Source organism: Candidatus Babeliales bacterium, assembly GCA_016929235.1.
In the GTDB taxonomy this organism is placed as follows: domain Bacteria; phylum Babelota; class Babeliae; order Babelales; family JABCYS01; genus JAFGJD01.
The window spans coordinates 271,213-284,990 of sequence record JAFGJD010000004.1 but is presented as its reverse complement, the minus strand read 5'-3'; the positions used below and the strand labels follow the sequence as shown (position 1 = coordinate 284,990).

Annotated in this window: 12 protein-coding genes; 11 read left to right on the top strand and 1 reads right to left on the bottom strand. The window is 44.0% G+C overall.

Features of this window, described 5'->3' with window-relative positions:
- The first annotated feature begins 19 nt into the window (after nt 1–19).
- From JW872_01870 to JW872_01830, 9 genes are all read left to right on the top strand, one after another.
- Nucleotides 20–679, top strand: a complete 660-nt coding sequence (locus tag JW872_01870; protein MBN1549388.1) for a queuosine precursor transporter — start codon at nt 20–22, stop codon at nt 677–679.
- Between the two features lie 6 nt (nt 680–685).
- Entirely contained in the window at nt 686–1,819 is a 1,134-nt protein-coding gene (locus tag JW872_01865) for a tRNA-guanosine(34) transglycosylase (protein ID MBN1549387.1), read from the top strand.
- Entirely contained in the window at nt 1,820–2,563 is a 744-nt protein-coding gene (locus JW872_01860; protein ID MBN1549386.1) for an RNA methyltransferase, read from the top strand.
- A gap of 56 nt (nt 2,564–2,619) precedes the next feature.
- Entirely contained in the window at nt 2,620–3,249 is a 630-nt protein-coding gene (locus tag JW872_01855; GenBank protein MBN1549385.1) for a hypothetical protein, read from the top strand.
- 151 nt (nt 3,250–3,400) lie between these two features.
- Nucleotides 3,401–4,738 (top strand): APC family permease, encoded by a 1,338-nt coding sequence (locus tag JW872_01850; GenBank protein ID MBN1549384.1) that lies wholly within the window; start codon nt 3,401–3,403, stop codon nt 4,736–4,738.
- 16 nt (nt 4,739–4,754) lie between these two features.
- On the top strand, nt 4,755–6,044 hold the full coding sequence (locus JW872_01845) for an APC family permease (GenBank protein ID MBN1549383.1): 1,290 nt from the start codon (nt 4,755–4,757) through the stop codon (nt 6,042–6,044).
- 340 nt (nt 6,045–6,384) lie between these two features.
- Nucleotides 6,385–6,993, top strand: a complete 609-nt coding sequence (locus JW872_01840; GenBank protein ID MBN1549382.1) for an ankyrin repeat domain-containing protein — start codon at nt 6,385–6,387, stop codon at nt 6,991–6,993.
- Between the two features lie 229 nt (nt 6,994–7,222).
- Nucleotides 7,223–8,779: an ankyrin repeat domain-containing protein gene (locus JW872_01835; protein ID MBN1549381.1), complete on the top strand. Its 1,557-nt coding sequence runs from the start codon at nt 7,223–7,225 to the stop codon at nt 8,777–8,779.
- 28 nt (nt 8,780–8,807) lie between these two features.
- Nucleotides 8,808–9,638 carry an ankyrin repeat domain-containing protein gene (locus JW872_01830; GenBank protein ID MBN1549380.1) on the top strand — a complete coding sequence of 277 codons (831 nt, stop codon included), beginning with the start codon at nt 8,808–8,810 and terminating at the stop codon, nt 9,636–9,638.
- Between the two features lie 160 nt (nt 9,639–9,798).
- Here JW872_01830 and JW872_01825 read toward each other — a convergent pair whose 3' ends face one another.
- The gene (locus JW872_01825; GenBank protein ID MBN1549379.1) at nt 9,799–10,860 is read right to left on the bottom strand and encodes a phospho-N-acetylmuramoyl-pentapeptide-transferase; all 1,062 of its coding nucleotides are present in this window, start codon (nt 10,858–10,860) and stop codon (nt 9,799–9,801) included.
- Nucleotides 10,861–11,207: 347 nt separating this feature from the next.
- Between JW872_01825 and JW872_01820 the strand changes: the two genes are divergently transcribed.
- Nucleotides 11,208–11,852, top strand: coding sequence for a hypothetical protein (locus JW872_01820; protein MBN1549378.1), 645 nt, complete (start codon nt 11,208–11,210; stop codon nt 11,850–11,852).
- A gap of 123 nt (nt 11,853–11,975) precedes the next feature.
- A complete protein-coding gene (mnmG, locus tag JW872_01815) occupies nt 11,976–13,772 on the top strand; it encodes a tRNA uridine-5-carboxymethylaminomethyl(34) synthesis enzyme MnmG (GenBank protein ID MBN1549377.1) in 1,797 nt (598 codons plus the stop codon).
- The last annotated feature ends 6 nt before the right edge of the window (nt 13,773–13,778 follow it).

Below are 13,778 nucleotides of genomic sequence, written 5' to 3'. Positions count from 1 at the left end.
AAAAATGAATTGATCTCTTATGAATGAATTAATTTTTCTATTACATATCACGATGATCAGCGCCACATTGATCGTCGCAAACCGCATCGGCCTACAGGCGCTGATAGGACTCATGTGTATCTTCGCAGTACTCATGAATCTCTTTGTAACTAAGCAAATCACCCTCTTTGGTCTAACCGTGACACCAACTGATGCTTTTGTTGTCGGTATCACACTCGGCATTAACCTGATCCAAGAGTTTTACGATCGTGCCACGGCACAACGGACCATTTGGGTAACCTTCTTCACCTCACTTGTAACCATGCTGCTAAGCATGATCCACCTCGCCTATACGCCTGCTTCAGTTGATACGCAGCATCCTCATTTTACTGCCATACTTGGTGTCATGCCACGGATTGTAATCGCATCATTGGTCACCTACCTGATCGTCCTTTATCTCGACACTCGCTTATATGCGATTCTCAAGTATAAACTTCCTTTTGCATCCCTAGTCACACGCAACTATCTGAGCATCTCAGCAACCCAGCTAGTTGACACAATCTTATTCAGCATATTGGGGCTTTATGGCGTCGTGCACTCGCTTGCGCACATCATGATCGTCAGTTACGCTATCAAATTGAGTGTGATTGCTATAGCAACACCATTTGTAGGACTGACCAAATATTTCCAACCTCGTTAAGGCATCATGTCACAGCAGTTCAAATTCGAGATCATTCATCAATCAAGAAAGTCACGTGCACGTGTTGGGCGCATCTACACACCACATGGAGTCATTGAGACCCCTTCGTTTGTCGCGGTTGGCACGAACGCCACCCTCAAAGCACTTGATAGCAAAACAGTCGAGGATATTGGGCTCCAACTCATGTTCTGCAACACATACCACCTCATGCTCCAACCAGGAACCAAAGTCATCAAACAAGCCGGCGGATTGCACTCGTTCATGAACCGAAATATGCCGCTCATAACTGATTCTGGTGGTTTCCAAGTGTTCAGCTTGGCATATGGAACCGTTAAGGACGAACTCAAGAGCAAGGGTAAAAAGAAGCATGACGGTTCGGTCCTCAAGATCACCGATGACGGTGTTCTTTTTAGATCGTATCGAGACGGAACGAGGGTTCTTCTCACGCCCGAATCATCAGTACGTGCACAAAAAGATCTAGGGGCTGATATCATTATCCCGCTCGACGAGCTACCACCATATCATATCGATCCCAAAAAGTTAGAATCATCAGTAGAACGCACACATCGCTGGGAAAAACGCTCACTAGACGAACATATGAAAAATCCAAACAATCAAGCAATGTACGCTGTTGTCCACGGAGGGATTGATCAAAATCTCCGCAAAAAAAGTATCGACTATCTCAAAACATTGCCGTTTGATGGCTACGCTATCGGAGGAAGCATTGGGAAAAATCGTGAAGAAATGGTTGAGCTTCTCACATTTTTGATGCCACATATGCCGCAAAATAAACCCAATCATCTTCTCGGAATTGGTGACCTAGAATCCATTCATCCGATTGTCAAACTCGGCATCGATACATTCGACAGCTCACATCCAACGCGTTGTGCACGACACGGACTATTGTTTACCAAACGCGGTAACATAAAAATTCTCAACACAACAAATAAAACTGCTTTTGAACCCGTTGATCCAGCATGCGCATGTCACACATGTACTCATTACACACGTGCATATCTGCATCACTTATTCAAGGCAAAGGAAATGACCGGGTATATTCTGGCAACCATTCATAACCTTCACTTTATGGTCACACTTATGTCAGAGTATCGTCAAAATATTCTAAACGACGAGATCTAAATGAACGAGATAACCTCAGTCCACAATGAGAATATAAAAACCGTTACCAGGCTTACCTCAGTAAAAGAAAGGTATAACCAAAACCTCTTTCTTGCTGAAGGCACGCGCACCATCAAAACGATCCTCACGGCAGGAACAGAACTTCACACCCTGTACAGCACACATGCAATGTTAATTCATGCACAAAAAATGACTGGGGATTCCAAGATCATTCTTGTAAGTGATCATGTTATGGAAAAAATCTCATCGGCAACAACACCAAGCGGCCTTCTTGCCACGTTTGTTATTCCCCCACACCCCAAGCCAGATGTTTTATCTTCAGGCCTCATCTTGGCCAATATTTCTGATCCTGGAAACATGGGAACACTTATACGCACCAGTGTTGCTTTGAACCGTTCATCAATTGTACTGATAGGTGGTGTTGATCCATATAATCCAAAAGTAGTTCAGGCAAGTGCCGGCACTATTACCTCCCTTCGTATCTTCCGGTGGTCATGGCACGATGTACTTACACACAAAGGCTCGCTACAACTTGCCGCAACCGTCATCTCTGGTGGCGCGGAGCCGAAAGTCATCAATGCTGACGAGGCGCTTCTTGTCATTGGCAGTGAAGCACATGGACTCACATCTGAAATCAAGGAGAGCTCTGATGTGCACATAACACTCCCTATGCCTGGTCCTGCAGAAAGCTTGAATGCAGCGATTGCAGGTTCCATTATTGCGTACCTAATCTGGTCACATTAAAACCATTGCCACACGTGCCATCACACCTGTACAGTACTCAACAAAGGAGTCCTCACATGAAAATAAAATTGGCACTACTATTCATTCCATTCTCATGTTACAGCATCGATGTTTACCTATCTCGCATCACCAATAATACTGACGTTCCCTGTGAACTAACCTGCCACCGCGCCCTCAATGCACTTGTTACAACGCCAGAAGGCAAAGTGCCAGTTATTGAACCTGGAAAAACGTTAGACCGCCTTCTCGAGCCGCTTCCTCAAGATATTGAGCCGCTTGGGGATGATCCAAATAGAGACCCCGATTCTCTCCCATGCCTAATACGTGGCACCAACGATATACCACCTAATCCACCTGCAGGATGGAAGCTGCCTGAGACCTGTATTACCCAAAAAGTAATCTTCTCTGACAAAACAGTAACCCGTAAGATATGCTGTTATAACACCTACCAAAAAAGAAATTGTGGCTATAATAACAGTGTTATATTGGTCAGAGAACGACTAACTATCAAACCAACTACGGGCAAGATAACTAAAAAAGTGTTGCCTGCCGTCTCCATCTGTATTAATGATCTCAAGGGTAAAATTCATATTACCATTAACTCGCTACCCCAGAGCCTGAAGAATGGTCCATGGTTTGAGATGAAGGCAATAGAACTTAAACCAGATATTCAGACTACCGAGTAAAACCATCCATACTGCAAGCAGATCTGGGATTCCTGGCCAAAAAGTCGATTTTTTGATACAGTATGGGGACCCCGCAATAATGAAATGTGAGACAGGCCTCAGAAGAGGGATTTGTCTCGTCGTAGTAAAACAATAAGAAAGTTCAGTTGATATGCCAAAACACAACAATCTATCTCTTCTTTCCGTGATTTTTGTCAACATCAACATCATGTTGGGTTCTGGCATCTTCATCAACACCGTCCTGCTTCCCAAGCTTGCTGGTTTTCTTGGCTTTACATCCTATATTATCGTAGCGCTTTTAATCCTTCCCCTTATCTTGTGCATCGCGGCCCTTTTGGAGAAATACCCATTCGGAGGCTTTTATACCTACGGCAAAAGCAACCTAAATCGGTTTACAGGATTTTTCAGTTCTTGGATCTACTTCTCAACCAAGCTGGCATCGGCTGGCCTCAAGATCCATGTATTCAGCCTCTTGATGCAAAATGCCGTGGCTTGGTTACGGCCATTTTCAACCCTCTTTCTTGATCTAGTTGTGGTAGGATTTTTCACACTCCTCAACACGCTCAATCTCAAGATCAGTAACCGTGTGGGTTACTTTTTTATTCTCACAAAACTAACGCCTATCATGTTTGTGTTTCTTGGTGGTCTGTATCTAACCGGACATGCACAATTTAGACCCGACATGTTCTTATGTGCAGGAATCCCCGCGACAATTCCGTATGTTCTCTACTCATACATTGGATTTGAAGCAAGCTGTTCACTGAGTCAAACGCTCAAAAATCCAGAACGAGATGGGCCACGAGCAGTCTTGTACTCATACATCGTTGTTGCTGTAATCAGTGCGCTATATCAACTTCTGTTTTATAGCAGTACTGGCGGAGACGCACTGCTTGCACAAGAAAATTATATGGGTGCAATACCCACGTTTGTCAAAACATTGCTTCCGTATTACCAGGTATTTGCACGCAAGCTCATATCGATTCTGCATATTGCCATTGCAGCATCAGCGCTCGGTGGTTCGTATGGCATCTTTTTTAGTAATCACTGGAACCTACATACACTTGCTAACCATAAACACATCTTCTTTAGCCACCGCCTGCTCAAGTTCAACAAGCACCATATTCCAGCACTCTGCGTACTCGTTGAAGGCCTAATCGTCTTTGGCTACTTACTAGTTACCAATGGCAATCAAATGATACTCCAACAACTTGGAGCTCTTGGCCCAACGACAGCATACACATTAAGCGTTCTTGGACTTGCCTATGCACACTATAAAGGAGAATCATTTTCGATCAGACGATGGGTTCCCTGGCTTGGATTGGCAAGCTGCGCAATCTTACTTGGCGCATGTCTACGTAATCTGGTTTTGTATGGTGCAGGTTCACTGTATCTATATCTGACTATGGCGCTCTTTGGAACAAGCATGTACGCTATCACTAGCCTCTACAGGTATTACAAATATCCTGTGTGTAAGGTGGAACAAAAATAATCCAAGGCAGTTTATCATGTCATCTCACAAGCTTTCATTATTTGAGGCAACGCTTCTGAACGTCAATATCATGCTCGGAACCGGAGCCTTCATTAACACGGTATTACTGGCACATCTTTCCGGCATGGCCGGCAGTGTAAGTTACATAGTCGTAGCAGCACTATTACTCCCCCTCTTATATGTCATAGGTTCACTCGTAAACACCTATCCCGATGGAGGATTTTATGCATATAGCAAAAATACTCTAGGAATATTCTGGGGATTCATAAGCGGCTGGATTTATTTCGTCGGCAAGCTTGCGTCAGGCACACTCATGATCCATGTCTCTTCATCACTATTACAAACATTCTTTGTGCCACTACAATGGGTACCAACATTTACGTTAGATCTCGTCACACTCGCATTGTTCATCTACCTCAACATGCATAATCTTAAAGTTGGCACTATGATTACCAAAATGTTTATAGTACTCAAAGCCTTGCCAATTATCGGAACATTCCTGGCAACAATTACGTATTTTAAGCCAGAGTTCATCGCCGCTGGACCATATTATTGGGGCGGCATTACAACATCATTGCCCTATGTTTTATACGCATTTATTAGCTTTGAGATGAGTTGTTCACTCAGCCGTTCAATCGAGAATCCAGAACGCAATGCGTCTAGGTCATTGTACTTTTCATATCTCACCGTACTGATCATTACTGTTCTGTTTCAAACAAGTATGTACCTACTTATTGGACCACGACTTGGGTCATTCTCATCGTTTCTTGACGCATTCCCGGCACTATTCGCGTCACTCTTCCCTCAAAGTCAGCAGCTTGTACTCTGGTTAAGCACGACAGCACATACAGCCATTGCATTTTCAGCATTGGGCGGTGCATATGGACTATTATTCAGTAATCACTGGAACCTATACACTCTTGCACGCAATGGTCATATTCCATTTGCACATCTCATGACACAGCTAAATAAGCATGGAACACCATACGCTGGTGTGATTGTAGAAGGAATTATTTGTGTGGCCTATCTTATGGCGAGCGGCGGAGCACAGACAATACTCCAGCAGATTGGAGCACTTGGGCCAACACTTACCTTTGGCATCAGTGTTATCGGATTTCTCGTCGGAACATCGCGTGGAAAAATCAAGGCGCAACGATGGACCGGATGGCTTGCGCTCATCAGTTGTTTAGTTTTGATGGGGGTTGGTATCCAAACTATGCTGGCATCACAGTTAACTGCAGGTATCGTTATTATTACGATTCTCGCAGTTGGATTTGCGCTTTATGTTGTAACCAAGAGACCCTAAATATGAAAGCATGCTCCCTGTACTAGCTCTCCGCTGAATGTCTGGCTCAGGACGATACGCCGCTTTGCACTCAGGATTCGTCTCTCAACACAGCATGGTTGATTCATCAAAGAGTAACGACCGCCTTTAAGCTAGACCCGGCCAGCTCCAAAATGCAGCAGAACTACCAACCAACAGATTCATGCTTACCTCATTAGAGCTAAAAAGACCTTCTAATCACCATAAATAAGGCCCTTACAGAAGACACGGCTGACTTCGTATGCTATATTATCCGTGAGGGTTGCCCTGGCAGTCGAACATGTGATGACAAAACACAAACCGATTCAACCGAGAAATTATCATGGGATACGCAAGACCTGCAATTACGTTTTTTATACTTGGCTTCTCGTTTATGGTAAGGAGCAATGAGGCTCATAAAGCAATAAGGACAGGAGACATAAAATCTTTAGAGCAGTGGCTCAGCAGTGGTGATCGGTCGTTACAGATTAATGAACAGGATGAGCGCGGAGATACTCCTTTTGCTATTGCGGTTAGCAACAGAGACCTTCGAGCGGTCACACTTCTTCTGTATTATGGAGCTGATCCCCAGCTTACCACCACAGCATCGGTACTGCTTCTCTCCTGTCTGGCTGCATATGGCTTGAATCGATCAATGGATAGACCTGCCTCTTCCGAAAAAACAGCAAAAGAAACCGCAATACCAGAAATGTACCGTACCGCGTTTAAGGGGCTCATATTCGCCTGGATAACCTCTTTACTTGTGGAGATACCACAATTATTCAGGTCTAGTGCAACCTCAAAAAGTCTCTTCCTGCTAGCTGCCTCAGGATTCTCTTTCCCTAGCATCTACTACACTGCAAAAACATTTTATCACCTTGGGAAAGATTTCCTACAAAAATCTAACGCATCTTCAGAGTCATCAGCGACATCAGACACAGCAATAGTGTAATAATTGCACACGAACAGTGATCTTAGTTACTGCCAGCAATTATATCCGGAAGTTACCCGAAAATAATTGCGTCTTTTTTCTGATTTTGGAAATAACAATTATCTACGTGGCTGATAGCTCCTACAGTAAACTATAATCCACCCCCGAGGCCATCCCACAAGACACGGCATACTCCGTGTGATACCCTGTCCCGCGAAAATGTATGCTTGTAATCAAGGGAGTCGTTATAATGTATAAAAGAAGTGTACTTGTCCTGTGGACAATGTTTTCCTCACATCTAGGTTTGGCTACGGATATTCATGACTTTGTGAGGCGGGGAGAATCGGAAGTGCTAGCATCATATATTTCCTCCGTCTCCACTCGCAACCCTAAGGAGCTTAATGAACAGAATGAAGACGGCGAAACACCACTTCATATAGCGGTTATACATCAACCCGTTGAAATTACGAGGCTGTTGATAGCAAACGGTGCGAACGTTAATGCGAGAGACAAGCATGGGAAAACCCCCCTGCATAATGCTCAAGCAAAACACATGGTCCCTCTTCTCGAGAATGGTGCTGATATTGAAGCTCGCGACAATTACGGAAACACTCCCCTTCAATCTATGTCAATATGGCTCCGTACTCCTGAGTGCCTGTTATTGATGCACCGTGGTGCCTCTGTGGCCACAAAAGATAACCATGGCTGCACGCTATTGCATTCCATCACCATGCACCATGTCAAACAAGAGGAAGGACAGTGCGCTCTAGCAAAAGAATTTTTGGCTCGTGGTGCCGATGTTAATGCGGGGGCCATGGTTCAAGACACGCCACTTCACGAAGCGGCAAAATATGGAAACACATCCTATGCAAGATTCCTACTGGAAAACGGTGCGCTCGTAGATGCACCAGGTTTTTTTCAAAAAACGTCTCTTCATAACGCTGCAGAGGCAGGGCATGTATTAACAGCCGCGCTTCTACTAGAGTACCACGCCGACATGCAACAGCGGAATAGAGATGGTCAGACCCCACTTCATCTTGCAGTAATAAAGGGACATGAGCCATTAACTGAATATTTATTAGAAAGAGCTGATCCGGCAGATACTCAACTACTTCTTCATGACATCATTGTGGATGGAAAAAATAAAATAAATATCCTTCGAATGCTGCTAAGAAAAGGCGCAAACCCTAACGTGAAAAGAGACGAAGGAAAGTTTCGTGCTTTGAATTCTCGCTTTGGAGGAGCAACGCCTTTACACGTTGTAGCCTTTCAAAATCTGTACAACGGAAACTGTTTTGCTACACCCGAAGAATGCCAGACCATGGGGACACTTCTATTAGAGCATGACGCGGATCCAAATATCCCAGACTTTGAGGGCCACCCACCTTTACATTATGCAGTAGAGACAAATCAAGTATCCTTAGCACAAGCTCTCTTAGAACACGGAGCACGGGTAGATGAAGGAACGTTAATGGGACAAACCGCCTTACATCTTGCCGTTTGGTCCCATAACCGTAGCCGCTCCGTAGGATTTACAGAGGAAGAAAGGCTACCCCTCGTTCAGCTTCTTCTTGAACGCGGTGCGAACCCTAACGCACAAATAATTCAAGGAGGATATTGTGGAAGGACTCCTCTACTCGGCGCGGTTTTGAGTAATTTTGCAAAAATTTCGGCTCTTCTCATACGATATGGGGCCAACGCCACCCTACCGGACTTTTCAGGATCTACTCCACTTCAAACAGCAGAAGCAAGAAAATGCGAGCCTCTCATCCAATTGTTACGAGAAAATGGTGGGGATCAAGCATAAACAACCTGACCAAGAGGAGTACACTATCGTGAAGCATATGGATATTACAGCTATTCTTGTTACGCTTGGATTCTCGTTCACTATCCTGAGTAGGCCTATTCACGAAGCGGTTGAACAGCAAGATCGAGCTGAAGTAGAACGGATTCTTGCCACCTCACCTTCGAGTGTCAATGAACAAAATGAAGGAGGTGAAACAGCTCTGTATATCGCAGCTCGTCGTGGAGACCATAAGACGGCTCGACTTCTTTTGAGGAATGAAGCAGATCCTAAGAAAAAATGTTCTCTCGGAAGAACACCTCTGCATAGCGCCACAGATAGCTCGTTCGGCACGCTCTGGGTTTCTACAGAGGCAAGAGAGCAAGCTCAGGTAGCCCGCTTATTGCTAGAACATGATGCAACATTAGTAAACGAAGTAGATGGAAGAAGAAGAACAGCGCTCAGTATGATTATGAAACAAGATGACGGGCCCATAAAAGCTGATGGACCACAGACCCAAGATCATCATGATTTTATGCAAATTTTATTACAAGCCGGCGTCAGTCCCAACGCTCCAATTAACCGGGAAGGGGATTCTGCCTTAGGTCTTGCAGCAGAAATGGGATCAGAAAAATGGTATCATTACTGCTTCGACACGGTGCTAGAACCGATATTGGCTATCACCACAGACCCCCGATGCTTGGAGCAATATGGCAAGGAGTCACCCCACTACATCGCGCTATTAAATCGGCTCGATTCTCAACACCTAGCATGGAAGCTGTTGTTAGAACTCTACTCGAACGTGGAGCAAGCCCAAATGCAAGAGATATATACGCAGAGACACCTCTCATCGCTGCAATTCGTAGAGAAAACTGACCTTTAAGGCTTATCAAGCTTCTTTTACAACATGGCGCCTCTGTTTGTGAAGGAGATGTAAGAGATGGGACCCCATTAGATATTGCAAGGACTTTAAGACGTTCTACCAAGCTTATCCAACTGTTACAGGATTACAGCGAAAGACAATCTAAATGAGTATAAACAGCCTACCGCATCTTCAGAGTCATCAACGACACCAAACACAGTAACAACGTAATAATTGCAAAACGCACAGTAATCTTGGATTCCTGCCACCCCTTCAATTCGAAGTGATGGTGGATTGGCGCCATGCGGAAAATACGTCTCCCCAAATATTTAAACGAAACAACTTGTACAATCACTGAAAGTGTTTCAACAACAAACACTCCTCCAGCAATTGGCAAAAGAAGTTCTTGCTTTGCCATGAGCGCTATTAAACCTAATCCAGCACCTAGCGCAAGTGAGCCAACATCGCCCATAAAGATTTGTGCGGGATACGCGTTGTACCACAAAAACCCAATTGATGATCCAACCAAGATCGCACCAATCACTGCCATCTCAGATGTATCAGCAAAGGGTATATTGAGGTACATTGCCATGCCACTATGACCAGCCAAGTAACCCACAATAGAAAACGTCGCAAACGTTGAGATCAATGATCCAATCGCAAGTCCGTCAAGACCATCTGTGAGATTAACGGCATTACTCATGGCGACCATAACAAACACTGCCCACGGCACATACCCCCATCCAAGATCCGGATTCAACCACTTCAAAAATGGAAAGCTTATCGTTGTAGATAGTCGCGCAAACAAAATCAATCCAATGATCAACACAACTGCAAGTAGCACTTGTAGCACAAATTTATTACGCGCGGACATGCCATTTCTTTGTTTTATTTTTGACCAGTCATCATAGAAACCAATCACACCGTAGCCAACTAAACAAGCCAAGAATAACCAGACCCTTGCCTGTCCCAAATTCGCCCACAACAAAACATTGATTATAACTGTAGTCAGGATAAAAAGACCGCCCATAGTTGGCATGTCATCCTTAGATCGATGACGCTCTGGAGTCCATGCCCGAGCCTTGCTTCTGTAAACTTTTTGCGAAAACCTGATAAATCGATTGCCTAGAAGAAATGAGAAAAGCACCGACGAAAGAAGCCCCGCCATAGCCCGAAAACTGACATAATGAAGAACATTTAAAAAGTGGATTTTCTCCTTAAAAAACACTGATATATGATACATATTGATGTCACCTCATGGGAGCAAAAGCCCCTTCACTTTCTATTTAATCTCCCCTGCCCACTGGGCATAGCAACTAGCGCCCTTTTGACAGGAATCTTGCGTCCGCTAGACTGATTTTGCTACCGTAGATTCCGTTGGGATGGCTACGGACACAAATTAGATAGTAAAGTTTTTTTGTAGTGATAGGAAGAAATAAATGGTGAAAATAAATGGAAAAACTCATCTGACCTACCACACGCACCACCTCACCGACTACTCGCATATCAAGAACCTCTCCTGAGGTTTTTCTGGTTATTGTAATACAACGAACACAATAAAAACTTCTGTTTCAAGACGGAGGATATTATATGAAACGTGTACATATTTTTACTATGTCATTACTCAGTACCCTGACATTGACAGCTGCTACTGACAATCCACAAGAGGTTTTTGCTGACATTGAACAGCACGAAGATGCACTTCGAGCATACCTCTTCAACCAAATGCTCGTCACTGCACAAAAAATTGCACATGCTCCTAAGGGACAAGGTAACCTTGAATTCCAAGCGCTTACGAACATCAAAATCCAAGAGCTTTCACAAGAGGAAAAAGAAGCTACCGTATTTGAATTGTCATATCAAACAAAGCTCATACTTGTAGAAGCAATTGTGTACCAATTTCTTAACCAAAACAATACAACTCCACTTCGCATTCCAAGATCATGCAAACTCGTCTCACAATGGGATATGTTCTGTCTGATGCTTCAAACGCTCCTGGATGGACCAGACCTTCCTGAAATGAGTGAGGTCAAAACCGAAGCTCGTGAAATTCTTAATTCGTGCATCGGTGAAAGAGATATTTTGAGAATTAACAAAAAATTTGGCAGACTAGACGAACCTCGCTTTCAGCAGCTGCTCCCGACGGCTGTTCAAGAAAGATTCTGTAGGCCATCGATGGCTCGTCAGCTAGAATTGGGTCGTCTCTTGAAATCACGCGTTAAGTCATTCTCGTAAAAGGGAAATGGAGGGCTACGTCAGACTCTGTCTGGCGCATGCAGATCTTTGCGAGAATGTTAACAATCGCATAAACTGGTCCTTATTGGGGGCCAGTTTTTTGCTTTATATAGAATGACGATCATGAACCACAGCACTAATCATTTTGATGTCATCATTGTTGGAGGAGGCCATGCTGGCATAGAAGCCGCATACGCTTCAGCGCGTCTTGGATCCAAGACGCTCCTTGTCTCCATGGACCATAACGCCATTGGTCGAATGTCTTGTAACCCTGCTATTGGGGGTGTCGGCAAGGGACATATTGTGTTCGAAATCAGTGCGCTTGGTGGCCTGATGCCAGAACTCTGCACGAAAACCTATCTCCAAGCCCGCATGCTCAATACAAGCAAAGGACCCGCTGTCCATGGCCTCCGGCTCCAAATTGATAAACATGCATACAGCAAACTCAGCCAAGAACGTCTTGCCCTCACTCCAAACCTCAGCATCGTCAATGGCCTCGTTGATCGATTATTAGTTAGCGATGGAAAAGTTGCTGGTGTCACAACAGAAGACAGTAAAACATATAAAGGCCATGCAGTAGTACTCACCACAGGAACATTCTTGAAGGGCATTACCCACATTGGTAATGAACAACAAGAATCTGGCCGTCACGGAGAACCAGCAGCATATGGCTTATCTGGGTCGCTCGCAGCCCATGGACTTAAACTTGGTCGTTTAAAAACAGGAACACCGCCACGGTTGCTACGCTCTAGTCTCAACTTCGATATCATGGAACAACAAGATGCACATGACCTTGATTATCTGTTTGAATTTACACCACACAAAACAACAACAACATTAGATTGTTTCATAACGCATACCAACGAAACAACTCACAAAATTATCTATGAGAACCTTAATCGATCGGCATTGTTTTCTGGAAATATCACCGGTATTGGTCCTCGGTACTGTCCATCAATTGAAGATAAAATTTTCCGTTTTCCCGATAAAATATCACATCATGTATTTGTTGAACCCGAAAGTACAAGCTCTGATGAAATATATCCAAACGGCCTTTCAACATCACTTCCATATGATGTACAAGAGAAGTACATTCGATCGATTAAAGGCTTTGAGAACGCTATTATTACTAAACCCGGATATGCAGTTGAATACGATTTCGTATTTCCAGAACAACTATCTCATAGTCTAGAAACAAACGTCATTAGCAATCTCTTTTGTGCAGGACAAATCAATGGTACGACCGGCTATGAAGAGGCGGCAGCACAAGGTTTAGTCGCAGGTGTAAATGCAGCACGCAAAACACAAGGGCATACAGAGCCATTCATACTTGAACGAGAAGAAAGTTATATTGGCGTCATGATCAATGACCTGGTTACGCTTGGTGTTGATGAACCATATCGGATGTTTACATCACGCGCCGAACGGCGGCTTCTTTTGCGCCAAGACAATACCTTTGCACGACTAGGAGAGAAAGCTCATCGGTTTGGATTGATCTCAGATAAACAGCACCAAGCAATCAAAAATGAACAACAACAAATTGATGCAACATTGATACAACTGAAGCAGCAGTACACATTTGTTGAACTAATTAGTCTATTTGATACACATACTCCCTCAGAATTAAAAGCATTGATTGGACAGGATTTATCAGATCGTGCTGTGCAAACTATTCACGCAACAGTTCGATATGAGCCATACTTACATCGCGAACAAAAAGAGATTGAAAAAACACATAAGTATAAAACACTTGAAATTCCTACATCATTATCATACGAAACTATGTCAGGACTTTCGACGGAACTACGTCAGAAACTTCGCCGGCATATGCCAAAGACCATTGCTGATGCATCGTTGATTCCTGGTATGACACCAGCAGCGTTGTCATTGCTCATTTTGAAATCTCAGTACAAGCGATAGAAGATC